The following is a 24,060-nucleotide window of genomic DNA, read 5'->3' as shown; positions in this document are numbered from 1 at the left end:
TTATTGAGACAAAAATATGCGCATTCTACAAGATTTTAAAACATATACAGGAATAAATTATTTTCGAGATTGGTCGAAAACAAAATTGATGAACAAAAATACGGGCATCACGGTATATGATTTCTTGAAAGTTTTTTGGATTCGCGTTATGAAAGGTAATTTTCCGTTGCGTTCGGCAGCAGTTTCATGGATTTTATTTTTTAGTATGTTTCCATTTTTGCTTTTTTTGTTTAGTATTTTGCCGCATTTGGTTTATTATCAGGAAATAAAAAATCTATTATTTACACAACTTCTTCCTCAACTTTTGCCTAAACATGTGAGCAACGAAGTGATTTCGTATATTGATAAAACGACGGCTGTGCAAGGAAAACGTAAAGTGAATTATTTCTTGATTTTGATTACAATTTTTATGTCATCCAACGGAATACAAGGAATTATAAATGGATTTAATGTCTCGTATCAAGATGTTTATGTGAAGCGAAAAAACTCTAAATCGAGAATGATTTCGATTATTTTAACCTTGTTTTTTACAGCTTTTATTGTGTTGCAAGTGTTTTTATCCTATTCTACATCAATTATTTGGAAATACTTAACCAACGTTTCATTCTTAAGTAAACTTGGACAGTTTTCGTATTTAATCAACTATTTTTCGGTATTTCTTTTCTACTTTGTTTCGATGTGTATGTTGTATTATTTCGGACCAAATCACAAAAAATCGCGTAGTACAGTTTTACCTGGTGCTATTTTGACTTCAGTTTTGTTCTTGTTAACTGTGATTGGTTTTAATTCGTATTTAAGTTATTTTACAAATATTGATTTGTTGTATGGATCGCTTGGATTAGTGATGATTATGATGATTTTTGTATACATCAATGTGATTTTGATGTTGGTTGGTTATGAATTGAATATGTCAATTAATTACACCAAAAATTACGAATACGTTAATCATATTGACAATAATCGATTTATTAATTTGGATAAATTTTAAGGCTCATTTAAAAGATGCCCGCAGGTTTTGCAATAAATAGCACCATCTAGGTGATAATCATCGCCACAATTGCGACATCTTTGTGTGTTTGTAGGAATGTCTTCTTTGTGTCTAGCCGCTTTATTCATTTCCATTGTTACAATACTTGTGGGAACAGCAATTACACCATAACCTATAATCATAACAACAGAAGCTAAAAATTGTCCCAAACCAGTGACAGGAGAAATATCGCCATAACCTACTGTTGTTAAAGTTACAATTGCCCAATAAATACTAATAGGTATACTTGTAAAACCAGATTCGGGATGATCATGCTCCACCATATACATGATCGAGCCAATTACAACAACAATTAATACTACAAATGATAAGAAAACGATGATTTTATCTTTACTTTCTTTCAGCCCTAAAACCAACACATTTTTCCCACGTGTAAATCGTGTAAGGTTAAAAATTCTGAAAATACGTAATAATCTTAAAATACGAATACTTGCTAGGTACTTACTTGTAGGTAAAACTAAACCAAGATAAAATGGTAAAATAGACAATAAATCAATAACTCCATAAAAACTAAAAATATATCGCCAACGATTTTTAACACAATAGATTCTTAATAAATATTCTATAGTAAACAAAAAGGTTAAAATCCATTCTAAAGATACTAAAACTGTATGGTGTCTCGCATTAATTGCTGGAATAGACTCCAACATAACCAAACCTACACTTAATAAAATTAAAAGTAATAACGAGATATCAAAAAGTTTTCCATAAGGTGTATCAGCTTCAAAAACTATATCGAATATTTTTTGTTTTAGCTTCTTTTCTTCATCAGCCCCCATTCTTTTTAGATAAGGAAATCTACCTTTAAACATTGGTTTATATTTTTGGAATGAGCTAAATTAGGAAAAAATTTTAGTATGAATATTCTATTGACTGGTGGAAGTGGATTAATTGGTTCAGAATTAACAAAGATTTTAATTGAAAATGGACATCAAGTTCGCATTTTGACAAGAGAAAAACAGATTGAACATCCTTTTTATCATTGGGATAAAGATACAATTGATGAAAAAGTTTTTGAAAATTTGGATGGAATTATTCATTTGGCTGGAAGCTTAATTGCGAAAAGATGGACAAATTCTTACAAAAAAGAAATTTTTTCGAGTAGAGTTGATACAGCGAATTTACTTTTTGAGTATGTCAAAAAATTGAATATTGATTTGAAATTTTTTATCTCCGCGTCTGGAACAGCTTATTATGGACAAATTACTTCGAACAAGATTTTCAAAGAGTCTGATGAACCGAATATTGATTTTTTAGGTAAAGTTTGTGTCGCATGGGAAAATGCTGCTTATCAGTTCGAAAAAATAGGTGCAAGAGTGGTTTGTCTTAGAACTTCTTTGGTTTTGTCAAAAAACGGCGAAGGTTTCAAATTATTAAAAAAACCTATTCAACTTGGTGTAGGAGCAAATCTAGGTAACGGAAAACAATGGATGCCTTGGATACATATTACAGATTTGATACAAATGTATGCGGAAGCTGTGGATAATGATAAAATAAAAGGAAGTTATAATGCATCTTCACCGCAATATATAAATCATTCGGAATTCAATCATACGCTAGCGAGAAAAATGAATAAACCTTTTTTTATTCCTAATATTCCTGCTTTTGTTATGAAATTAGCATTAGGTGAGATGAGTAGTTTAGTCCTAAATGGATCTAGAATTGACGCAACTAAAATTCAAGAAACAGGTTTCAAATTTCAATATCCTACTTTAGAAAAAGCGTTAGAAGAATTGATAGAAAAGTAACGAAAATTTTATTTAGATTATTCTTTATGTATTATTGTGTATTGTACTTTTGCAGGAATTACAAATTGAAATGAAATTAAAAATTACTTTACTCTTTTTATTTATTGCATTATATACAAATGCGCAATCGAAAGATTTAAAATTCGGAAAAATTTCGGAGCAAGAAATTAACTTAACTCAAGTTCCTTTCGAGAAAAATGCAGATGCTGTTATTCTTTCGGAAGAAGGAAAAATGGATTTAACTTCATCTAATTATTATTTGACTGTAAAACGAAGAATCAAAATTCTGACTGATAAAGGACTTGATGAAGCAAATATACAACTGAATTATTACAGCAAGAATAGAAATGAATCTATAAGCGGAATTAAGGGAGGTACAATTAATATTATAAATGGAGTAGAACAAATGACTCCGATTGATGAGAAAGAGATTTTTGATGTTTCTCTAAATGAATTGTATGCTGCAAAACGTTTCACTTTTCCAAATGTAAAAGTTGGTTCAATTATCGAGTATACTTATATCAAAAGTAGCGAACATAATTTTTCTATTGATGCGTGGAATTTTCAACATGATATACCAACGCTTTCGAGCAAGTTTCGATTAAATAATCAAGCTTATGGCACCTATTCGATTATTACAATTGGTGATGGTTTGAATACAAAGTATAAAGGTAAATCAAGTTCAACGGAGTGGTTATTACATAATATCCAAAGTTATAATCAATTAAAATACGTTTATAATCCTGAAGATCAAAGTGAACGTATCAAAATACAGGCTGCTACTTATCATACAGATGGTGCAAAGAAAACTACGATGAGCGCGTGGAGAGATTTGATTCAAGATATAAATGCACAATATGATTTGTATCGAAATCCTTCTGCAATCAGAGATTTAGCGCAAAATATTCCGAATGGAAAAGATGAGGTAGAAACTTTGAAAAATGTGATTGAATATATTGATTCAAATGTAAAATGGAACAGATTTTATGGAATTATTCCAACGCGTTCAAACAAAACTTTATTGAAAGAAAAGTCTGGTTCTACGGCAGATATGAATCTTTTATTGAATGAAATTTTAACAGCCAAAGGTTTCGAAACTTCGATGGTTATGTTTAGTAGTCGTCATCATGGACAAATTTTGTTTTCTTATCCAATTGTCAATCAATTCAATTCTGTTTTGACGGTTGTGAAATTGAATAATGGCGCTTCAAATATTATTTTAGATGCTTCGAAATTAAATAAAGAGCAAATCGAATTTGGACCTTTAGATGTGTTTAATTATCATGGAATTGTCATCAAAAAAGGTGAAGCTTCTTTTGTAAAGTTGAATCAAAAATTGTCTTATTATGAATCATCATTAAAGTATGATTTTATGAGTAATGGAAATTTAGTTCTCTATCGTAAAGACAAATTCAATGGTTATTTTTATGATGATGATATAGACGAAAAAAATGTTTTGAATAGATATTTGACTGAATCTTTAGATGTTCGTTTGGACGAAGAGATTAATGATAAAACGATTTTCGAAACCGATTCTTACGTTAAAAACTATAAAGCAAAAACTGTAATTCCGAATACTCCATTTTATACATTTATTAATCCTTTGCGCGAATTTCTAAAACAATATACTTTTGAAGATAAGAATCGTCAACGCAAAATAGAATTTAATTATCCTTATTTGTTTAATATTCAGGTGAAATCTAAAATTCCAGATGGTTACGAAATGATAATTGATGAAAAATACAAAGCGCATCACAAAACTGAGCTTGGTTTAGAATATTATCAAGAAGCTAAAGTAAAAGATGGACAATTCACGTTAGCGATTCAATTTTTATTACCAGAAGGTGTTTATGAAGCGGATAAATACAATGAATTGAAACAGTTTTTTGAGAAAATAAAAACAGAATCTCTGAAAGAAGTTTTAATGAAAAAGAAATAAAATAAAATCCCGCACTGAATTTCTCAGTACGGGATTTTTTATTATTCAATCACCATCAAATTACAACCTCGCACATCCGAATGATCGAAACGTCCTAAGATTTCAAATTGATTGCGAGTTATTTTTTTACCTAAATCATCAGTTGCAATAAAACTAATCGAATTGTAATTTGCCAAATCAATCACATTCACGCCACCTGTTTTTCCCTCTTCAACATATTGGAAAGGATCTTCGGTTTCTCTGATCAAAATTCGCATCCAATTTGGCGATTTAAACGTCAAATCTCCTCGAGAATAACCTTGCGAAAGCAATTCCGTCATTCCATATTCCGAATGAATTTCATTTGTTCCGAAACCATTTTTCAAAATTGAATGCAATTCTTCGCGCGTAATTTCTTTCTTGCGACCTTTCATTCCGCCAGTTTCCATCACAATTGTATGCTGCAAATTCATTTTATAATTTTCGACAAAATCTAATAAAGCAAACGAAACACCAATTAAGATAGCTTTTTTACCTGTTTTTTCATGTGCGATAAGATTTTCGTACAATTCATCGTGATTATACAAATAGAAACCACTTTTATCGCTGCCAGATTTCTCAATCCAATATTCCACCATATCAATCAGAGACGAACCTGTGCGCTCCAAATATGAAGGCAAAAGTGCGAAAATAGTGTAATCGGAAAGTGAACCATAAAATTGTTCGAAACATTTTTCTAAACTATAATGATACAATGCCAAATCCGTAACCAAATGCTTACTTGTCGACATTCCAGTTGTTCCAGAACTTGTAAAAACCTTTTCCACTTCACGATTTCCCGAAATCAATTCAAATTTCTTAAAAAACTGAATCGGTAAAAAGGGAATTTCGTTGGTGTGTTTTACAATAGAATAATCAACGTTCAAGAAATTTAAGAAGTTTTTGTAGACTTCATTTTCTTGCGCTTGATAACGGAAAACTTCCAATGCAACGTTTTGGAAATCTTCTTCGGATTGAATAGAAAAAATTTGCTTTGAATCAAACATTTTGCAAAATTACAAAATAGAGTAGAAGTGAGCGAATTTATTCTTTATCTAATTTTTTAATAAATCTAATAGCATAATCTTTCAAAAATTTTGAATTTAATTTATCTAAAATAGTATAGAAAGAATATTGAACTAGTAAGAAAAGAAAAGAGCAAACTATTAAAGATATCTTTAAATATTTGTACAAAAAAATAGAAATGATATTAAAAGCTAAGAGAAAAATGATTGCTAATAATGAATATTTACTTCTAATTTTTTTTAAGTTTTGATTTGATTCAATATTGATAGAAACTATTTCTGGATTTATGAAATTATATTTGATAATCCCAATTCCTGTTTTAAATAATAAAGGTGAAAAATCTCTATTGATGGTAATTTTATCATTTTCAATTTGTGAATTTTGAAAATCAAATTCTTCTATTGAACCAAATAAGTTTTCGTTTTGTAATTTTTTAAAGTGATTTAAACTTTCAATTATTTCATCGAATGTTTTTTTTGTTTGATACTCAAAAATCATTAATCTTTCTTTGAATCAAACTTATAAAAATCTACTGATTTTTAAGCTTAACAATTGTTGCATTAGCTTTGTAAAGATGATCGCCAAGAATTTCGTAATTCTGAATTAAATCTTTGTAGAAAAGCGCACTTGTCGTCAAAAGCTTCTCTTTTTCAATCGTTTTCATCAAATTGGCTTCGGCTTCTTTGTAAATTGTATTAATTGTTTTTTCGATAAACTCCGCTTGTTTGATAGAAACCTCTTCTTGTGTTTCGTTCAAATTTTGATTTAAAATGCGCGTTGTTTGATCTAAATTGTTTTGAAATTCGACCAAATACGTTCTCATTTTTGGTGTAAAATAACTATTTGTCATTCTACGACGACGATGAATAGACGAAATCTTAATCGCAATATCACCCACACTTTCCAAATGATGACAAAGCGTAATTAGTTGATGAATTGCAATTGTATTTTCGTTTGGTAAATCTAAATCAGCAATTTCATTCAAAAATTCATTGACTTCTCGCTCCAATTGATCGCCTTCTTTTTCCAGTTCCAAAATTCGTTCACGAAAAACCAAAATCTTCTCTTCATCACTTTCAGTAATCATTCGTCCAAGCGTATAAATCGTTTGTTTCGTTGTAGAAGCAAGTTTCAGAAGTTTTTTGTTGGCTTCATTTTTATATAGGTCAGAATTTGTTCCGAACGGAATCGCATAAAATTCTAATTTATTGTCAGTAGATTTTACAGAGAAATATTTTTTCTGACAATAGAAAGCTATTTTATTGATAAAAGGCGTAAATAAAATTACTCCAACCAAATTACTAATCGTATCAAAAGTAATCAGCTGAACAGCTATATTTGATGAAATTGTTGTTCCAATAAATTTTAAAACAAAATTTGCAATCAACATAAAAATCAACGCAATTACAACATTGAAAAATGTATGAAATGCTGCGACAACTTTCGTGTATTTATCTCCAATTGCTGCAACTAAATGCGCTGTAAAAGTAGTTCCGATATTTGCTCCCAAAACAATCATTGCAGCTAATTCGATTGGTAAACCTTTGCTCGCTAATAAAATTGCAATGGTAATTGATGCAGAAGAAAAGTGGACTAAAATCGTTAGTAATATTCCAAATAGAATAAATAACAAATTAGTCAAAAAGCCATAATGTGATAATTGCTGAAAGAATTCTTGTAACTTTTGATGACTTTCGATAGAAGGTAAAAAAGTTTTCAGGAAATAAAGCGAAAGAAAAAGTAACGAAAGTGAAAATAAAATTCCGCCTACTTTTCTTTGGTTACGTTTTTTCGATAAATAAAATGGAAAAGCCACTAATATAAGAGGCAATGCAATTTGTATCAAATCGAATTTCATTCCGAAATAGACCAACCATAATGTAAGCGTAGTTCCGATATTTGCACCTAATATCAAACCAAATGCTTTTCGCAAATTAATCAATCCAGCATTTACAAATCCTAATATAAATACACTTGCAGCCGAGGAAGATTGTATGGCTGTTGTAAAAAAAGTACCTGTAACAATTGTCGATAAATTGTTTTTGGTTAATTTGTTTAAAGTGCGTTTAAAATTCGATCCAGATAACGCTTGTAAATTTTCGCTTAATAGTTTTATCGCAAAAATGAACAGAGCAATTGCTCCGAAAAGTTGCAAAATTTGTATGATAAGATGCATTAATGATTAATTGACCACAAAAATAGGGACTCTAATGTAAATAGAATATTATCTTTTTTACTTTTATTGAAAAAAAGTTTGATTTTTTTTTGAATTCTAAAATTCTGATTTTCAAAATTGAAGTGGTTTTTTCGAAAAAACTTCTACTTTTTTTTGAAAAAACATTTGCGAGTTTCGAAAAACTGCCCTAATATTGCACCACGAAAAAGGAACAACACTTCTTTCGAGAAATGAATCTCCTGTTTTCAATTTGAAATATTCAAATAATAATATTTTTGCCGATGTAGCTCAGCTGGCTAGAGCAGCTGATTTGTAATCAGCAGGTCGTGGGTTCGAGTCCCTCTATCGGCTCAGCAAAAATATAGGTCGGGGAGATACTCAAGCGGCCAACGAGGACGGACTGTAAATCCGTTGGGTAACCTTCGCAGGTTCGAATCCTGCTCTCCCCACTAAAACGCCGATGTAGCTCAGCTGGCTAGAGCAGCTGATTTGTAATCAGCAGGTCGTGGGTTCGAGTCCCTCTATCGGCTCCAAAAAAGTTTATATTTTACTTTTAAAACAAAAATAAAAAAACGCCGATGTAGCTCAGCTGGCTAGAGCAGCTGATTTGTAATCAGCAGGTCGTGGGTTCGAGTCCCTCTATCGGCTCTTCTTTTTTGAAGAATACTTTATTATTAGGCGGGGAGATACTCAAGCGGCCAACGAGGACGGACTGTAAATCCGTTGGGTAACCTTCGCAGGTTCGAATCCTGCTCTCCCCACAATCCATTTTAAATATTTGGAAAGCAAATCATCAAATCTTTTGATGATTTTTTTTATTAATGTGTGCATCATAAAAAAAGCCCTTTTTAAAGGACTTTTTACTTGATGATATTCTTAATAATCTCTATTGAATATACATTCGAAATTTTTTCTATAAAACTATTAAAATCTAATGTAGAATGATCGTCAGCATCATCTGATATTGTTCTGATGATGATAAAAGGAATATCAAATTCGTAACAAACTTGTGCTACAGCAGCGCCTTCCATTTCGACACAAAGCATTTCGGGTAAGTTTTGTTGTAATTTTTCTTTCTGAGAATTTGTCGAGAAAAATAAATCTCCAGAACCTATTAAGCCAACATGTAGTTGAGGTTGATGAATATTAAATTTATCCAAATCTTTTTCAGAAATCACATTATGTAAATGTTGTTCTTCTAAAATTTCTAAAATAGCTGTTGTCGCAACTTCTAATTGAGAAGAATCAGCCTCAAAATAAGCTTTTCCTAACATTGGGATTTCATAAGCAGGAAAAAGAGGTTGTGCATTCATATCATGTTGAATCAAACTTTGTCCTAACACAATATCTCCAATTTTTACATCAGTATGAATTCCGCCTGCAACACCTGTAAAAATCAATTCAGAAACTTTAAATTCAAGGATTAAGGTTGTAACCGTAGCAGAAGCAGCAACTTTACCAACACGAGAAAAAACCACCACAACTTTTTGATTGTTTAATTCTCCAGTAAAATAACTTCTTCGACCAATTTTATGTTCTTGCTTGTTTGTTAATAAATTGACTACACCGTTTATTTCTTGCGGTATAGCGCCCATTATTCCTATTATTCTTTCGCTCATTTTTTCAATTTGAAAGCGAAGTTACCAATTTATTTTCTGTATTTGTAAACCGAACAATAAATCTCATAAATTAAGATAAATGGCAAACAAATGATAATCAAACACGTATTTAGAAGATTTTTTATCATGTTACAAAAGTAGACTTTTTTCAGAATATGTTAAAAATCAATTGTGAATTAGTCTTGGCTTGTTGTACTTTTGTAACATAAAAGTTTGAAATGAAAAAATTATCTATAGCGATTATATGCTGTGCATCAGTAATGCTGATGAATTGTACGAATAAAACAGAAGAAAAAACAGTAGAACAACCTGCTAAAACTGCTGTTACAGTGGAAGAGCCAACAGAAATTGTAGAAGGTGTGATTAGAAAATCTGGAGTTGAGTGGACGGCTTATAAAACGACAGAAAAAGTGGCTGTCTCAGGACGTTTTGATGTTGTTTTGGTGAAAGATGCAAAAGAAGATGGAAAAACGCCTCAAGAAGTTTTAGAAGGTGCAAATATTATTGCGACAGTTGCGACATTAAATTCTGATCAAATTGATCGTGATCAAAAATTGAAAGATATTTTGTTTGGAAATATGATTAATACAAGCGAAATCAAAGGTCAATTACATTTCAGAGATGGTAAAACTTTCTTGAATTTAACGTTGAATAATGCTTCTAAAGAATACGAAGTAAAATCGACATTTGAGAATAATGTTTTCACAATTGAAACAGATGTTGATTTGATGGATTTTAACACAGGAAAAGCGATGGAAGCTCTTAATCAGGCTTGTTTCGAATTACACAAAGGTGCAGATGGCGTTTCTAAAACATGGAGCGAAGTACACATCAAAGGTCAAGTAGAATTTAGCGATAGTTTCGGTAAATAATTCAAAAAATAAATAATTAATTTTAAGGCTACAATTTTTTGTAGTCTTAATTTTTATAAACAAATCAGTAAAAAATGAATTGGGTAATTTTACTAATCGCAGGATTGTGCGAAGTCGGTTTCGCATCATGTCTTGGAAAAGCAAAAGAAGCAACTGGAAATGACACCTATTTATGGTATGGCGGTTTTTTATTTTTCTTAACGGTGAGCATGGTTTTGTTGGTAAAAGCAACACAAACTTTACCAATAGGAACGGCTTATGCAGTTTGGACGGGAATTGGAGCAGTCGGAACAGTTTTGGTCGGAATTTTTATTTTTAAAGAACCAGCAAGTTTTTGGCGCGTTTTCTTCTTAACGACTTTAATCTGCTCTATTATTGGATTAAAATTTGTGTCAAATTAACTGAATATTGTGTTGATTTATGGAGAATTTTAATGTTTTTGATCAAGAGGAATTTATTCAACAAACTGTCGAGAATAAACGTTTGAAAAAAGATTTGATTCAAACGATTTTTATTCAGCATGGTTATTTAATTATTTCTCAAAATGATCAAGAAATTAAACTTAAACAACACGATGTTTTCTTCCCAGAACCTAATAAATCTTATAAAATAATTTCAAAATCATCTGATTTAGAATTATTGAGTTTAGTCTTAACCAAAAAGATTTTAGATACGTCGATTATCGATTTGAGTGGTTATGAATACAACCAATTTTTTGGCGAAAGAAGAGTCAATAATTATCATTTCAATGAAATAGAATTTTCTGCTTTAATCGAACTTTTATTGCAATTAAAGTTGCGTTTGCAAGAGAAATCGACCAAATTCGTACGTTATTTACAATTCAATTTATTTTATGCGATTGTTTACACAACGTTTAGCGAACTTTCAAAACAACAAACAATTATTGTAAGAAAAGGAACTCGAAAAGATGATATTGTAAAGCGTTTTTTGAATGACTTAAATAAAGGTTATGCAGAAAATAGAGATGCAAAATATTATGCAGATAAACTGAATATTACAGTTAGATATTTAACTGAATGTTGCAAATCAATAACGGGTAGAACGACAAAAGAATTGATTAGTTCTGTTGTGATTCGCGAATCGAAAGTATTGTTGAGTGAAACAACTAAAACAATCTCTGAAATTTCGAATGAGTTAAACTTTTCTGACCAATATTCATTCGGAAATTTTTTTAAAAAACATCTAAAAATTAGTCCAACTCAATTTAGAAAAAGTTTACAATAACTTCCGTTTTGGACATCTTTAGGCTACTTTTCAAACTTTTTTTAATCTCGATTTTTATCATCTTTGTTACTATCAAAAGGGTCACTATAATTTTATAGTAAAAACAGAGGTGTTTTTTGATGGCGAAAGCTAACAAAAGTGAGTAGAGTATTACTAAAAGTTTATATCACCTCTGTTTTTTTCTAAAATAATGTTTTTAAAATTAATAGTTCCGAAAAAGTTTAAAATAGTTCTAAGTTTACTGATATTTGAAAAGAAGTAATCCAAAAACCCAAAATGATTATTTTGACCATTTGAGAAAAAATAAAAAGAGAACCTAAAAAATTAAGTTCTCTTTTTCTATATTTTATAGATATTTAAGTGGAAATCACCTTTTTTTGAAAGGTGATTTTTTTTATGCTTTAAATAATTCATTCAAGTTTATTCCACCGAAGTTTCCTGAACTCATCATCAAAAATACTTTATCTTTTTTATCTAAACTTTCGATATAATCTTGCAATTGTTCACCATTCGTAAACACCAAAATAGAATCATCTCCAAACGCTTTTTTGATATCTTCTGGAGAAATCATTTCCATACGTTTTATTTCTAACGCTTCTGGGCTATACATTACAATTTTGATATCAGCTTTATCTAAAGCGCCTTTGTATTGAACCAAAAACTCAGGATTTAAAGACGAATAGGTATGAATTTCTAAACATCCCACAACTGTTTTATCTGTATATTGTTCTTTTACCGCATTGGTTACCGAAGTTACTTTACTTGGCGCATGAGCAAAATCTTTATACGCAACAAAATCAGAAGTACGATTAATTAATTCCAAACGTTTAGATGCTCCCTTAAATGATTGAATTGCTTCGTTGAAGTCATCATCCATTACGCCTAATTGTTTACAAATTGCACGAGCGCCTTCTAAATTCATCAAATTATGATTACCAAAGACTTCTAATGGAATTGGACCATCTTCTGTTTCGATAAAAGTGATTCCATTTTCGATAAAATGTTCTGGTAAATGATAAGGAAATTTCTTGATTGCTTTCTCCGTTTCTTCTACAACTTTTACAACTTCTTCGTCCGTTTCATTGTAAATTAAAGCACCTCCATTCACGATAGATTCTACGAATTTTGAGAATTGCGAAGTGTAATCTGCAAACGTTGGAAAAACATTGATATGATCCCAAGCAATACCAGAAATCAACGCAATATTTGGTTGATACAACAAGAATTTTGAACGACGATCTAAGGCAGAAGATAAATATTCATCTCCTTCCATAATCATAAATTCGTTGTCTTCTGTCAATTTTACCATCACATCAAAACCATCTAATTGCGCACCAACCATATAATCTACATCGATATTATGATAATGCAAAACGTGAAGAATCATTGATGTTATCGTCGTTTTTCCATGTGAACCACCAATCACAACACGCGTTTTATCTTTCGATTGTTCGTACAAATATTCTGGATATGAATAGATTTTTAAACCTAATTCTTGCGCGCGTAACATTTCAGGATTATCAGCGTGAGCGTGCATACCTAAAATCACAGCATCTAAATCTGTTGTAATTTTTTCTGGAAACCAACCCATTTCTTCTGGTAAAATACCACGTTGATCCAAACGTGTTTTCGAAGGTTCGAAAATTGCGTCATCAGACCCCGTTACTTGATAACCTTTTTCGTGCAAAGCAATCGCCAAATTGTGCATTGCACTTCCACCAATTGCAATAAAATGAACTTTTTTCATTTTGTATGTTGTATTCTTTTAGTCTTTTTTATTTTCTTCGTCGTAGCCCATTTCTTCGAAATCATCAAACTCTTCGTCATCTTCGTTCAAATAATCATCCAATGATTTTTCACTATTTTCAGCAAGAATTTCGTCCATTGGTCGAACCTTATTAAACTCTGGCGCTTGCTCAATTGCATTCATAATTTTTTTCATGATTGCATCGCTCGAATCATTTTCATAATCGATTTCCAAAGGCTCTTTGAATGTCATTGTCGCATTAATTCCACGTTTTTTGATGCGCAAACCTTTTTTATCAAAAGCTCTACGAAAACCATCAATCACAACTGGAATTACAATTGGTTTATTCTTCTTGATTAAATGCGCAGTTCCACGACGACCAGGCGCAAATGCAGTTGTAGTCCCTTGCGGAAACGTTACGACCCAACCACTTTGCAACGCAATATCGATATTGTTAATTTCGCTTAAATCTACTTTTCTATTTACATTTTCTCCTTTTGCACGCCACGTTCTTTTTACGGTTACCGCTCCTGTGTAGGCAAATAATTTCGTCAAAAGATTATCTTTCATCGTTTCCTCTGCGGCAACGTAATAAAAATCAATCTTAGGATTAAGTAAATAAATTGGATTTTTAATAGTATCAATAAAACCATTTTTTACACTACAAAATACATGATACATCGCAAAAACATCAGCAAAATAAGTTTGATGATTCGAAACGAATAATACATTTTGAGCTGGCAAATGAACCAAGTTTTTTGTACCACTAACTTTTAGTTTATTAAAACCATTATAACGGTTATAGGTAAATGATCCTAATAAGAAAATTAACGTCCTTTTTAGGAAATATAGATGTCCAAATGAATCGCGAAATGCGTTCTTTTTCTTTGCTTTTTGAGACACGAGTTCTTAATTGTTTAAGTTACAAATTTAATACGATTTTTAGATAATCTTTAAATTCTTCTAAAATCATTGCCGTTGCGCCCCAAAGAAATTCATCGTCACCAATGTTATAACCAGGAATTTCGACAACTTGACCAGAAAATTCTCTCTCAAAAACTTCGTAATCAGCATTCAAAAAAGCTTCCAAATTTAATGGAACAACATATTGTACTTCACGCTCATCTGGATTGAAATGTGGCTCTCCATGATAAATTCCGATATAAGGATAAACCAAGAAATTGCTTGGCGGAATATACATTTCGCTCAATTGTCTTACAATCTCAATGTTTTCGTAATCTACACCAAGTTCTTCCACTGTTTCACGAATAGCAGTTTCATCAAAACTAATATCTTGTTCTTCAAATTGTCCACCTGGTAAAGAAAACTGATGCGAATGCGCTCCTTCGTACGAAACACGCATGGTTACTGGAAATTCAATTTCGCCATCTTCGTTTTGATACAATAAAATCATGACAGACGCACTTCTTGGATTGGTACGTTTTACATATTCTAAATCAAATTTTTGACGATATGGAGGTGAAAGCTTTTGGTGTGATTCCCAACTCGGCAATTCTTCAACACTTTCGGCTAATAAATATTTTAATTCTTCTAAATCTAAATACAAAATGGATTGATTTTTAGGGTAATAAAAAAGAGTGAAATTTTTCCTCACTCTTTTTCAAAGATAATTATTTTCGTCGAAGAAAATTCAACCTTTTCGGTAAGGTTTATTAATTATTTAACTTTTAAGATTTAGCTTAAATATTTTCCATTGTTCGAATGAAAAACAGAATGTTTTTGAAATTTCACATTATAAGTTTAACTTCGTTAGGTCTAAAAATAATAAAAATGTTTAATAAAAAACTTTTTTACGGAATGATGGTAGGATCGTCAATCCTAGTCACTTCTTGTAGCGAAAAGTCAACAAATAGTATGTGGAACGATAAAAATCCTTTTTTTGAAGTGAGCACTTTGCCTTATCAAACTGCTGATTTTTCGAAAATTAAAAATGAAGATTTCAAACCTGCTTTGTTGCAAGGAATGGCTGAACAATTAGTCGAAATCAATAAAATTGCTAATAATTCTGAAGCACCAACTTTTGAAAATACATTAGTTGAGATGGAAAAATCTGGTCAATTATTAACACGAGTTAATCATGTTTTTGGATTATTGACTGGAGCAAATACAAACGAAACATTGCAAGCAGTAGAGGAGGAGATGTCGCCTAAATTTGCAGCTCATAGTGATGCAATTTACTTGAATGATAAATTATTTCAACGTGTAAAAACTTTACATGATAATAAAAAATCATTGAATTTAGATAAAGAATCATCTCGTTTGTTAGATGTTTATTATCAACGATTTGAATTGGCTGGAGCAAATTTATCTGCTGCACAAAAAGATGAATTGAAAAAATTGAATGGAGAAATAGCTTCATTAGAAACTAAATTCTCAAATCAATTATTAAAAGGAACAAAATCTGGTGGAGTAACTTTTACAAAAGAAGAATTAGCAGGTTTGAGTGATGCTGATTTAGAAGCTTTCAAACAAACTGATGGAACATATTTAATCAGTTTATTGAATACAACGCAACAACCTGAATTGCAAAATATGACTAATGCAGCTTCTCGTAAAAAATTATTTGATGCAGCTTGGATTAGAACAGAGAAAAAAGACGAAAACGATACGCGTGCTACAATTTTAACTTTGGTTAAAAAACGAGCAGAGAAAGCTAAACTATTAGGCTTTGCAAATTATGCAGAATGGAATTTGCAAGATCAAATGGCACAAAATCCAACAGCAGCAAAAGGAATTTTGAATCAAATGATTCCAGCGGCAACTGCAATGGCTCAAAAAGATGCAAAAGAATTTGAAGCGTTAGCGAAGAAAGAAAATCCGTCAAATACATTAACAGCTGCGGATTGGAACTATTATGCAGAGAAAGTTCGTAAAGAGAAATATGATATCGACGAAAATGAAATGAAACCTTATTTCGTTTTAGATTCAGTTGTAGAGAATGGAATTTTCTTTATGGCGAAAGAATTGTATGGAATTTCATTCAAAAAACGTACAGATATTCCAACTTGGCACGAAGATGTGAAAGTATACGAATTGTTTAACGAAGATGGTTCTCAATTGGGATTATTTTATACCGATTATTTCAAAAGAGATTCTAAACAAGGAGGTGCTTGGATGAGTAATCTTGTAGAGCAATCGCACTTATTTGGAACAAAACCTGTTATTTATAATGTCGGAAACTACACAAAACCTGCAAATGGTCAACCTGCATTGATTTCGTATGATGATGTAGTGACAACTTTTCACGAATTTGGACATGCGTTGCATGGTTTCTTTGCAAATCAAAAATATCCAACTTTATCTGGAACAAATGTTTCGAGAGATTTTGTTGAGTTTCCATCGCAATTTCATGAGCATTATGTAACGGAACCATCTATCCTAAAAAATTATGCGAAACATTACCAAACAGGAGCTGCGATTCCTGATGCGTTGGTAGAAAAAATGAAAAAAGCATCTAATTTCAATAAAGGTTATACATTAACAGAATTGCTTTCTGCTGCGGCTTTAGATTTGTCTTGGCACACTGTTTCTGTTGATAAAACAATCACAAGTGTAGATGATTTTGAGAAACAAGCCTTAATTGATAATAAAACAAATTTATCACAAGTTCCGCCTCGTTATCGCTCTTCTTACTTTAGTCATATTTTTGGAGGAGGATATGCAGCGGGATATTTTGCGTATATCTGGGCAGAAATGTTAGATCATGATGCATACGAATGGACAATAGAAAATGGAGGAATGTCACGTAAAAATGGTCAAATTTTGAGAGATAAAGTATTTTCTCAAGGAAATTCGGATGATTTGAATGTGATTTACAAAAATTTTAGAGGTAAAAACCCTTCAATTGAGCCAATGTTAAAATACCACGGATTGAAATAATCATTCTAAAATATTAACAACTTAAAAATCCAAGACATAGTTCTTGGATTTTTTTCGTTTTATGAATAAATTTGCAGCTATAAAAACAAGTATAAATGGGAAGAGCATTTGAATTTAGAAAAGGACGTAAATTAAAACGTTGGGCGGCAATGTCTAAAGCGTTTACTAAAATTGGGAAGGATATCGTAATGGCAGTAAAAGCAGGAGGACCTGATCCGCATTCAAATTCTCATCTTCGTGCGGTGATTCAGAATGCGAAGGCTGTTAACATGCCAAAAGATAACATCGAACGCGCAATCAAAAAAGCATCTGATAAAAATACAGAAAACTATAAGGAAGTTATTTTCGAAGGTTATGGACCTCACGGAATTGCTGTTTTAGTTGAAACTTCTACAAATAACAACAATCGTACAGTAGCTAACGTTCGTTCTTATTTCAGTAAATGTAATGGACAATTAGGAACGCAAGGTTCTGTTGAATTTATGTTTGATCATATCTGTAATTTCAAAATTCAAAAACCTGAAAATGTAGATTTAGAGGAATTAGAATTTGAAATGATTGACTTTGGAGTAGAGGAGATTTTTGAGGATGAAGATGGAATTGTATTAATTGCACCTTTCGAGAATTACGGAACAATCTTCAAATCTTTGGAAGAAGGTGGATATGAAATTATTTCATCAGAATTTGAAAGAATTCCACAAACAACAAAAGAATTAACAGAAGAACAAAAAGCTGACATCGAGAAATTGTTAGAGAAATTTGATGAAGATGAGGACGTCAATAACGTTTATCATACGATGAAAGAAGACGAAGAAGAGGAAGAATAATCTTTTTTGAAAAGAATAATATGAAAACCGTTTAATTTATTTTAAACGGTTTTTTTTATCTTTAACTATAATTGAATTTTTGAGAATGATAAAAATTTTTACTTTACTTGGTTTGATTTTACAATTTGTTGCATTTTGGATGGCTGCGCCAGAAATTCTTGGAGCTGATTGGTTAAGTAAAACCGAAGAAATGATTCGGAAAGCAATTAATCAATTACCACAATTAATATTAGCTGTATTAGGAATGGCTATGGGAGTGATGTTTTATCATTCGATGAGTTCTATTTTGATATTTACAGTTGTTATGGTGATTATAATTTTATTATTGATTTTCTATAAAAAAGTAGAAAAGCTTTTGGATGAAAAAATCTCGAAACCATTGGTTAATAAATTAATCATAAACGAAACATTTCGCTTTACTTTATTGAAGTTTGCAGCCTTGTTTTTCACGCTTGGCTTCCTTATTCAGATAGCTTTGGTAATAATTGTATAATTTTTTTTAAAAATATTTATTTGATACTGAATAAACTATGTTTTTGTATTAAAAAAACTTTAAATTAAGGTTTGCAAATTCGAAAAAGCGTTCTATATTTGCACTCGCAATACCGCAATAAACTGCGTTATTGGAGAGTTGGCAGAGTGGTCGAATGCGGCAGTCTTGAAAACTGTTGAGGGTCACACCTCCGGGGGTTCGAATCCCTCACTCTCCGCTAAGAGCTTGAACATTTGTTCAAGCTTTTTTTGTTTTATAAAATTTTAATCAAAATAAAAGGCCAGACTAATCTGACCTCATCATTTATTTTTCTAAATCTTTATATACTTTTCGAATAATTCCGTCCGAAAGTCCAATTTTCGGAACATGAATTTTCTTTGCATGTGACCATTTTAGTACATTATTATAAATTTCTAATGCATAAACCACTACATCAGCGCGGTCGGGCTTCATGTTGAAATTCTGCATACGTTCTTCCGTAGTCATTGTTTGTAGAATTTGATAATGTTTTTTTACATAAATGCTACTCAAAGGCATTCCTAGTTTTACGCCAGAATATTTGTACACATGGTTGATATTTCCTCCAGAACCAATTAATTCGACTTCATCATGACCAATGTTTTCATGAATCCATTCTTTCATTTCGTTAAAAGTATTTGGCGAAACTTTATTTTCTAACAAACGTACAGTTCCTACTTCAAAAGATTTTGAAGTAAAAACCTTATTATCTTTTAATAACGTTAATTCGGTACTACCACCACCAACATCTACATACAAATAGATTTTTTCGTCTTGTATAAAATCACCTAATTCAGTATTAAAAAGTAATTCAGCTTCGGTTTTTCCATCAATAATTTCGATGTTAATTCCAGATTTTTTAATCACCTTTTTTACAACTTCTTTTCCATTTTTGGCTTCGCGCATGGCAGAAGTTGCATAAGCTTTATAGATTTCAATATCATAAACCTTCATCATCAATGCATAAGACAACATAGCATCACAAATACGATTTATATTTGTTTCGGAAATTTGTCCATCAATAAAAACGTCGTGTCCCAAACGAATAGGCATTCTCACAATACTGGTTTTATTAAAAATTGGTGCACGACCTTCTTCTTCGTAAACATAATTAATCAACAATCTCATGGCGTTGGATCCAATATCTATTGCTCCTAATTTTCTAATCTTCATTTTCTTGTTCGTTTAATTTTTTAAAATATTCGTAGGTCGTAAACTGAGAGCGGTTTGGTTTTTTATTGTTTCGTTTGTATTCTAAAGAAGATTCAGCCGTTATTTGGCGACCTTTTACATTATCTTCAAAACTCAAATTAAACGTATCCATAACGATTTTTTTGAATTTATGATCGTAAATTGGACACGCAACTTCCACACGATTATCCAAATTACGTTCCATCATATCTGCCGATGAAATATAAACTTTGTCATCGCCCGCATTCTTAAACCAATACACACGTGGATGTTCCAAAAATTTATCAATAACGCTGACACATTCAATATTTTCGGAAAGATTTTTAACTCCAGGAATCAAACAATTAATTCCACGCACAACCAAACGAACTTTTACTCCTTTTTGAGAAGCTTTGTACAATAAATCAATGATTTGTTTATCGCTTAAACTGTTCAGTTTCATGTTAATTTCCGCAGGTAAACCAGCTTGATGATTTTTGATTTCTCGTTTAATCATCTTGACAATTTTTTTACGCGTTCCATAAGGTGAAACCAATAAATGATTGTACGTTAAGTTCAAATAATTAGCTCCGAAAAATTTAAAAATCTGTTCAACATCCTTTGTTATTCCAGGATTGGTTGTGAAATATGTATAATCTGTATAAATTTTTGCTGTTCCTGCATGAAAATTTCCTGTACTGATAAACACATATTTCTGTGCCAACATTCCTTCTGGTTTACGTTCGATATAACCAATTTTCGAATGTACTTTCAGTCCCGGAACCCCAAAAATAACATTCACACCAGCTTCTTGCAATTTTTTCGACCACATCGCATTATTGGATTCATCAAATCGCGCGCGAAGTTCCAAAACAGCTGTTACTTCTTTTCCGTTCATCGCTGCGTTTATCAACGAATGCATCACTTGCGAATCTTTTGCAACACGATAAATAGTAATTTTTATTTTGGTTACTTTCGGATCAATTGCGGCTTCACGAAGAAATTTTAACAACAAAGAATAATCATGATAAGGCGCCATCATCATTTCCTCATTTTCAGTAAAAGCCTGAAAATAACTGTTATATTCAAAAGGTTTTTTCTGAATAATTGGTTTTATTTTTTCGTATGTTAAATTTGGAATATCAAAACTTGGAAAGCTCATCAAATCTCGTTTGTTGTGATATTTTCCACCCGGATTGATACTATCATATTCGTCTAATCTTAATTTTTTCAAGAAAAATTTCAACGTATCTGGTGCAATTTCAGCATCATAAACTAATCGGACAGGAACACCTTTTTTACGATTTTCTAAACTATTAATGACTTTTTCTAATAAACTATGTTCCAAATCATTATCAAAATCAAGTTCGCTATCTCGTGTAATTTTTATGGAATGTGCTTCAATTGTTTCAAAATCAAACATCTTGAAAATATCTTTCAAATGAAAACGAATAATATCTTCCAAATACATGACATAGGTATTTTGATCATACTTTGGAAGCACAATAAAACGCGAAAATAAATGCGTTGGAACAATCAAAAGTGCATATTGAACTTTGTCTTTTAATTGCATTTTTACTGCTAAATAGAACGATCCATCGCGTAAAGGTGGCGCTTTTTTGATGTCATCTAAAATAAAAACTCCAACTGTATGGATAAATTCGTTGTAAAAATATTCGGAAATAAATTCTAAATAATTCTCAGGAATTGATTTATCATCAATCACAAAAATATTGTGATTCTCTAATTCCTTGAATAATTGATTATGCAAATCATCGTACTGAACGCGCTGTTGACGCACAATTTCATTGATTTCATCGATCAATTCTTCGTCCGTTTGATCTGGCACAATATTTTGATAAACGATTTCTACATCTTTGAACTGTATCGAGCGTAAAATTGTAGAATATCGAACCGAATAAAATTCATCTAAATTGTTCGAATAAATTCCTAAAAAACGAATTCGTTCTAACAACGGAACTGTTTCATCAGAAGCCTCTTGCAACACACGCGCATTGAAAGAAAGCCAACTGATTTCGCGGTTTATATATTTTTTCATTTAATTTCTTTAGGTAAAATTATTTTTATAGTTTTTCCTTTTTGTATTGATCTCCAATCATCAGAATCAAACTGTATCCAGACAAATCCAGAAGTCGAAAGATTGTAAATCATTTCATTTCCTAACTGATTGGTAATATCTGTAAACGCAGGATTATGTCCAAAAATAAGAACATTTTGCAATTCATTATCCAAATTTCTAATCCATTTGTCTAATAAATAATGCGAAAAAGTATACAAATCATCTTCGATATGAATGGTTTGATTAGGAAATAAAATAGGTTTGACAAGTAGAGAAGTTTCTTTTGCTCGAACTGCTTTGCTCGAAAATATTTTATCAAATTTCAATTCAAAATTTTGATGAATATAATTTGCTACTTTCTTCGTTTTGAATTCACCAATCTCTGTGATAGAACGAAATTGATCTGAAACATTTTCGTTCCATTTACTTTTTGCATGACGCATTAAAAACAAATTTTTCATAACGCAACGAGTTTAAAAAGAAAAAGTAGTTAAATCTAATCATTATCTAACGAAAAGACTTAACTACTGTTGTATTTTTTTAGGATTATTTTCTAAAGATTACCTTCGTAATTCTTAAAATCATTTTTTACCCAATCTGGCAATTCCATTGATTTTTTCTCTTCCATATCGTACATTACTTGTGTACTTTTTCCGATACAATGAATAACATCTTCGCCATTTTCGCTTTTACTTGTGACAATATATTCAAAATCGAAACTCTTATTTCCTAATTTTGTCACTCGTACACCAATACGAGGCTCTATCGCATTTGGACGTAATTCTTTTTGGTAACTTGCTTCCATATGCGCAATAACAAACATGTGGCGCGTCCATTGCCATTTTTTGCTCGAAGCCATCATATAATAGGCTCTACCGATCTGGAAATACTCGAAATAAAACACATTATTTACATGACCAATTGGATCAAAATCGCTCCAACGTGGTTCTAAAGGCTTAAAGAATTTAAAGTTTTCTATACTCATTTTTAATTGGTTTTTAATAATAATTAATCTTCTGGATTTGGATCAATAAATTCGTATTTGTACAATTTGACTAACCAAAAGAATACTGAAAATAAGATTGGTCCGAAAATAATTCCAATAAATCCGAATAAATTTATTCCAACGATTACTCCAAAAATAGTAATTAATGGATGAACATCCGCCATTTTTTTCTGTAAAACTAAACGAATCAAATTGTCTGATAATCCAACAATAACAAAACAATATATCAATAATCCGATCGCTTGTCCTGTATCACCGCTTGCTAATAGAAATAATGCTAAAGGAACGTAAATTAAGGCTGCTCCAACAACTGGTAACATCGCCGCAAAAATGGTTAAAATAAACCATGTAAAAGCATCATCAACTCCAAAAATAAGATATCCAATGTAGGCAATAATTGCTTGTAGAAAGGCTGTTAACGGCATACCTACTGCATTAGAAATGACCAAATCTTTCAAATCTTTGTTCATCTTCACTAAATTACTTGTTTTAAGCGGAATAGTTCTGTAAAACCAATTTTCAAGTTTTTGATGATTCATCAACATAAAATACAAAATAAGGAAAGCAACACCCAACTGAACTGTCATATCCATTGAAGCATTCAGTGTTTTTTCTAATAACTTCCCTCCAACTTGAGTTATTTTTTCAATGTTTGTCGCACTAAAAACATCAATATGAAATTTGGTTTGCAACATTTCAATAATTTTATTGACATCTTTTTTAATTTGAGCTGTGTCATTTAATAGCACCATTACCTTATTCGTTAACATTTGAATTAATAAATAAAGAGGTCCTATAATTAGAATTGCACTACTAATCATTAAGACAATTACACTTCCTAATTTGTTCCATTTTTTTACTTTAACTAGCCATTGCAAAGGATTTAGGAGCAAAACGTACAAACATAAAGCGCCAAGAAAACCAGGGAAAAATGCTAAAAGATTTTTGGTAATTAATCCAAAAACTAAAAGTATTATTGCAATAAATGCTAACTGTAACAAGATATTGTTAGAAAGATAGTGTTTATTAGAGTTCATAGGTATTTATTTGTTTAATAACAGTTGTTGATATTTCGTTATCAAATTCAATGCTAAAAATAGTTAATTTCTATAAACTTTTCTATTTTTA

Annotated in this window: 22 protein-coding genes and 6 tRNA genes; 15 read left to right on the top strand and 13 right to left on the bottom strand. The window is 31.1% G+C overall.

The annotated features are described in order from the left end of the window. The first annotated feature begins 16 nt into the window (after positions 1-16). Positions 17-988 carry a YihY/virulence factor BrkB family protein gene (locus tag B4A23_RS07275; RefSeq protein ID WP_180904934.1) on the top strand — a complete coding sequence of 324 codons (972 nt, stop codon included), beginning with the start codon at positions 17-19 and terminating at the stop codon, positions 986-988. On the opposite strand, the gene B4A23_RS07270 is transcribed toward B4A23_RS07275, so the two are convergent. Beyond that, a complete protein-coding gene (locus tag B4A23_RS07270) occupies positions 985-1,860 on the bottom strand; it encodes an ion transporter (RefSeq protein WP_180904933.1) in 876 nt (291 codons plus the stop codon). The two genes, B4A23_RS07275 and B4A23_RS07270, sit on opposite strands and share 4 nt — an antisense overlap. 45 nt (positions 1,861-1,905) lie before the next feature. Between B4A23_RS07270 and B4A23_RS07265 the strand changes: the two genes are divergently transcribed. Then, a complete protein-coding gene (locus B4A23_RS07265; protein ID WP_291118488.1) occupies positions 1,906-2,796 on the top strand; it encodes a TIGR01777 family oxidoreductase in 891 nt (296 codons plus the stop codon). A 70-nt stretch (positions 2,797-2,866) separates the two neighbouring features. Next, positions 2,867-4,735 (top strand): DUF3857 domain-containing protein, encoded by a 1,869-nt coding sequence (locus B4A23_RS07260; protein ID WP_291118485.1) that lies wholly within the window; start codon positions 2,867-2,869, stop codon positions 4,733-4,735. 41 nt (positions 4,736-4,776) lie between these two features. On the opposite strand, the gene B4A23_RS07255 is transcribed toward B4A23_RS07260, so the two are convergent. Genes B4A23_RS07255 through B4A23_RS07245 form a run of 3 tightly spaced genes read right to left on the bottom strand, consistent with a single transcriptional unit; the run spans position 4,777 to position 7,955 of the window. Continuing rightward, positions 4,777-5,760 (bottom strand): acyl transferase, encoded by a 984-nt coding sequence (locus B4A23_RS07255; RefSeq protein WP_291118482.1) that lies wholly within the window; start codon positions 5,758-5,760, stop codon positions 4,777-4,779. A gap of 37 nt (positions 5,761-5,797) precedes the next feature. Beyond that, positions 5,798-6,277: a hypothetical protein gene (locus B4A23_RS07250; RefSeq protein ID WP_291118479.1), complete on the bottom strand. Its 480-nt coding sequence runs from the start codon at positions 6,275-6,277 to the stop codon at positions 5,798-5,800. A gap of 31 nt (positions 6,278-6,308) precedes the next feature. Further along, positions 6,309-7,955, bottom strand: a complete 1,647-nt coding sequence (locus tag B4A23_RS07245) for a Na/Pi cotransporter family protein (RefSeq protein WP_291118477.1) — start codon at positions 7,953-7,955, stop codon at positions 6,309-6,311. A gap of 277 nt (positions 7,956-8,232) precedes the next feature. Between B4A23_RS07245 and B4A23_RS07240 the strand changes: the two genes are divergently transcribed. The 5 genes from B4A23_RS07240 (at position 8,233) to B4A23_RS07220 (ending at position 8,716) form a co-directional block, all read left to right on the top strand. Beyond that, positions 8,233-8,306 (top strand) — tRNA-Thr (locus tag B4A23_RS07240). A 17-nt stretch (positions 8,307-8,323) separates the two neighbouring features. Continuing rightward, positions 8,324-8,404 (top strand) — tRNA-Tyr (locus tag B4A23_RS07235). Between the two features lie 7 nt (positions 8,405-8,411). Continuing rightward, positions 8,412-8,488, top strand: a tRNA-Thr gene (locus B4A23_RS07230). Between the two features lie 41 nt (positions 8,489-8,529). Beyond that, positions 8,530-8,603: transfer RNA gene (locus B4A23_RS07225), tRNA-Thr, on the top strand. 32 nt (positions 8,604-8,635) lie between these two features. Continuing rightward, positions 8,636-8,716 (top strand) — tRNA-Tyr (locus B4A23_RS07220). A 99-nt stretch (positions 8,717-8,815) separates the two neighbouring features. Here B4A23_RS07220 and B4A23_RS07215 read toward each other — a convergent pair. Further along, positions 8,816-9,574 carry a 5'-methylthioadenosine/adenosylhomocysteine nucleosidase gene (locus B4A23_RS07215; protein ID WP_291118474.1) on the bottom strand — a complete coding sequence of 253 codons (759 nt, stop codon included), beginning with the start codon at positions 9,572-9,574 and terminating at the stop codon, positions 8,816-8,818. 218 nt (positions 9,575-9,792) lie between these two features. Between B4A23_RS07215 and B4A23_RS07210 the strand changes: the two genes are divergently transcribed. From B4A23_RS07210 to B4A23_RS07200, 3 genes are all read left to right on the top strand, one after another. Beyond that, positions 9,793-10,446 (top strand): hypothetical protein, encoded by a 654-nt coding sequence (locus B4A23_RS07210; RefSeq protein WP_291118471.1) that lies wholly within the window; start codon positions 9,793-9,795, stop codon positions 10,444-10,446. A 74-nt stretch (positions 10,447-10,520) separates the two neighbouring features. Further along, positions 10,521-10,847, top strand: coding sequence for a DMT family transporter (locus tag B4A23_RS07205; RefSeq protein WP_038334569.1), 327 nt, complete (start codon positions 10,521-10,523; stop codon positions 10,845-10,847). Positions 10,848-10,866: 19 nt separating this feature from the next. Next, complete coding sequence (locus B4A23_RS07200) at positions 10,867-11,691, top strand: helix-turn-helix domain-containing protein (RefSeq protein ID WP_291118468.1); 825 nt, start codon at positions 10,867-10,869, stop codon at positions 11,689-11,691. Positions 11,692-12,085: 394 nt separating this feature from the next. On the opposite strand, the gene B4A23_RS07195 is transcribed toward B4A23_RS07200, so the two are convergent. The 3 genes from B4A23_RS07195 to B4A23_RS07185 are packed head-to-tail and all read right to left on the bottom strand — an operon-like array spanning position 12,086 to position 15,053. Then, entirely contained in the window at positions 12,086-13,438 is a 1,353-nt protein-coding gene (locus B4A23_RS07195; protein ID WP_291118465.1) for a UDP-N-acetylmuramate--L-alanine ligase, read from the bottom strand. A gap of 18 nt (positions 13,439-13,456) precedes the next feature. Continuing rightward, complete coding sequence (locus tag B4A23_RS07190) at positions 13,457-14,341, bottom strand: lysophospholipid acyltransferase family protein (RefSeq protein ID WP_038334575.1); 885 nt, start codon at positions 14,339-14,341, stop codon at positions 13,457-13,459. 19 nt (positions 14,342-14,360) lie between these two features. After that, complete coding sequence (locus tag B4A23_RS07185) at positions 14,361-15,053, bottom strand: NUDIX hydrolase (RefSeq protein WP_291118463.1); 693 nt, start codon at positions 15,051-15,053, stop codon at positions 14,361-14,363. 176 nt (positions 15,054-15,229) lie between these two features. On the opposite strand from B4A23_RS07185, the gene B4A23_RS07180 reads away from it, so the two are divergent. The 4 genes from B4A23_RS07180 (at position 15,230) to B4A23_RS07165 (ending at position 18,875) form a co-directional block, all read left to right on the top strand. Then, positions 15,230-17,338 (top strand): M3 family metallopeptidase, encoded by a 2,109-nt coding sequence (locus B4A23_RS07180; protein WP_291118459.1) that lies wholly within the window; start codon positions 15,230-15,232, stop codon positions 17,336-17,338. A 95-nt stretch (positions 17,339-17,433) separates the two neighbouring features. Next, positions 17,434-18,165 (top strand): YebC/PmpR family DNA-binding transcriptional regulator, encoded by a 732-nt coding sequence (locus B4A23_RS07175; protein WP_038334591.1) that lies wholly within the window; start codon positions 17,434-17,436, stop codon positions 18,163-18,165. Positions 18,166-18,250: 85 nt separating this feature from the next. Beyond that, positions 18,251-18,658, top strand: coding sequence for a hypothetical protein (locus B4A23_RS07170; RefSeq protein WP_291118457.1), 408 nt, complete (start codon positions 18,251-18,253; stop codon positions 18,656-18,658). A gap of 132 nt (positions 18,659-18,790) precedes the next feature. Continuing rightward, positions 18,791-18,875, top strand: a tRNA-Ser gene (locus tag B4A23_RS07165). Between the two features lie 86 nt (positions 18,876-18,961). On the opposite strand, the gene B4A23_RS07160 is transcribed toward B4A23_RS07165, so the two are convergent. From B4A23_RS07160 to B4A23_RS07140, 5 genes are all read right to left on the bottom strand, one after another. Next, positions 18,962-19,849 carry a Ppx/GppA phosphatase family protein gene (locus B4A23_RS07160; protein WP_291118455.1) on the bottom strand — a complete coding sequence of 296 codons (888 nt, stop codon included), beginning with the start codon at positions 19,847-19,849 and terminating at the stop codon, positions 18,962-18,964. Next, entirely contained in the window at positions 19,839-21,905 is a 2,067-nt protein-coding gene (gene ppk1 / locus B4A23_RS07155; protein WP_180904764.1) for a polyphosphate kinase 1, read from the bottom strand. The genes B4A23_RS07160 and ppk1 overlap by 11 nt, the downstream gene beginning before the upstream one ends. After that, positions 21,902-22,387, bottom strand: coding sequence for a SixA phosphatase family protein (locus B4A23_RS07150; RefSeq protein WP_291118452.1), 486 nt, complete (start codon positions 22,385-22,387; stop codon positions 21,902-21,904). Before B4A23_RS07150 ends, ppk1 begins: the two co-directional genes overlap by 4 nt. Before the next feature lie 92 nt (positions 22,388-22,479). Then, complete coding sequence (locus B4A23_RS07145) at positions 22,480-22,911, bottom strand: acyl-CoA thioesterase (RefSeq protein WP_052217929.1); 432 nt, start codon at positions 22,909-22,911, stop codon at positions 22,480-22,482. A gap of 23 nt (positions 22,912-22,934) precedes the next feature. Continuing rightward, positions 22,935-23,969 (bottom strand): AI-2E family transporter, encoded by a 1,035-nt coding sequence (locus B4A23_RS07140; RefSeq protein ID WP_291118450.1) that lies wholly within the window; start codon positions 23,967-23,969, stop codon positions 22,935-22,937. Positions 23,970-24,060: the final 91 nt, after the last annotated feature.

The sequence above is a fragment of the Empedobacter sp. UBA7248 genome, assembly GCF_002472945.1.
GTDB classification, from domain to species: Bacteria; Bacteroidota; Bacteroidia; order Flavobacteriales; family Weeksellaceae; genus Empedobacter; species Empedobacter falsenii_C.
Note: the sequence above shows the minus strand (reverse complement) of the source record. Positions and strands in the feature narration are given on the sequence as shown.

Excerpts from the sequence above, each read along its gene's own strand:
- B4A23_RS07265 (WP_291118488.1), top strand. The coding sequence starts at position 1,906 with ATGAATATTCTATTGACTGGTGGAAGTGGATTAATTGGTTCAGAATTA.
- B4A23_RS07270 (WP_180904933.1), bottom strand. The coding sequence starts at position 1,860 with ATGTTTAAAGGTAGATTTCCTTATCTAAAAAGAATGGGGGCTGATGAA.
- B4A23_RS07245 (WP_291118477.1), bottom strand. The coding sequence starts at position 7,955 with ATGCATCTTATCATACAAATTTTGCAACTTTTCGGAGCAATTGCTCTG.
- B4A23_RS07275 (WP_180904934.1), top strand. The coding sequence starts at position 17 with ATGCGCATTCTACAAGATTTTAAAACATATACAGGAATAAATTATTTT.
- B4A23_RS07160 (WP_291118455.1), bottom strand. The coding sequence starts at position 19,849 with ATGAAGATTAGAAAATTAGGAGCAATAGATATTGGATCCAACGCCATG.
- B4A23_RS07175 (WP_038334591.1), top strand. The coding sequence starts at position 17,434 with ATGGGAAGAGCATTTGAATTTAGAAAAGGACGTAAATTAAAACGTTGG.
- B4A23_RS07195 (WP_291118465.1), bottom strand. The coding sequence starts at position 13,438 with ATGAAAAAAGTTCATTTTATTGCAATTGGTGGAAGTGCAATGCACAAT.
- ppk1 (WP_180904764.1), bottom strand. The coding sequence starts at position 21,905 with ATGAAAAAATATATAAACCGCGAAATCAGTTGGCTTTCTTTCAATGCG.
- B4A23_RS07215 (WP_291118474.1), bottom strand. The coding sequence starts at position 9,574 with ATGAGCGAAAGAATAATAGGAATAATGGGCGCTATACCGCAAGAAATA.
- B4A23_RS07250 (WP_291118479.1), bottom strand. The coding sequence starts at position 6,277 with ATGATTTTTGAGTATCAAACAAAAAAAACATTCGATGAAATAATTGAA.
- B4A23_RS07210 (WP_291118471.1), top strand. The coding sequence starts at position 9,793 with ATGAAAAAATTATCTATAGCGATTATATGCTGTGCATCAGTAATGCTG.
- B4A23_RS07205 (WP_038334569.1), top strand. The coding sequence starts at position 10,521 with ATGAATTGGGTAATTTTACTAATCGCAGGATTGTGCGAAGTCGGTTTC.
- B4A23_RS07150 (WP_291118452.1), bottom strand. The coding sequence starts at position 22,387 with ATGAAAAATTTGTTTTTAATGCGTCATGCAAAAAGTAAATGGAACGAA.
- B4A23_RS07200 (WP_291118468.1), top strand. The coding sequence starts at position 10,867 with ATGGAGAATTTTAATGTTTTTGATCAAGAGGAATTTATTCAACAAACT.
- B4A23_RS07140 (WP_291118450.1), bottom strand. The coding sequence starts at position 23,969 with ATGAACTCTAATAAACACTATCTTTCTAACAATATCTTGTTACAGTTA.
- B4A23_RS07260 (WP_291118485.1), top strand. The coding sequence starts at position 2,867 with ATGAAATTAAAAATTACTTTACTCTTTTTATTTATTGCATTATATACA.
- B4A23_RS07180 (WP_291118459.1), top strand. The coding sequence starts at position 15,230 with ATGTTTAATAAAAAACTTTTTTACGGAATGATGGTAGGATCGTCAATC.
- B4A23_RS07170 (WP_291118457.1), top strand. The coding sequence starts at position 18,251 with ATGATAAAAATTTTTACTTTACTTGGTTTGATTTTACAATTTGTTGCA.
- B4A23_RS07255 (WP_291118482.1), bottom strand. The coding sequence starts at position 5,760 with ATGTTTGATTCAAAGCAAATTTTTTCTATTCAATCCGAAGAAGATTTC.
- B4A23_RS07145 (WP_052217929.1), bottom strand. The coding sequence starts at position 22,911 with ATGAGTATAGAAAACTTTAAATTCTTTAAGCCTTTAGAACCACGTTGG.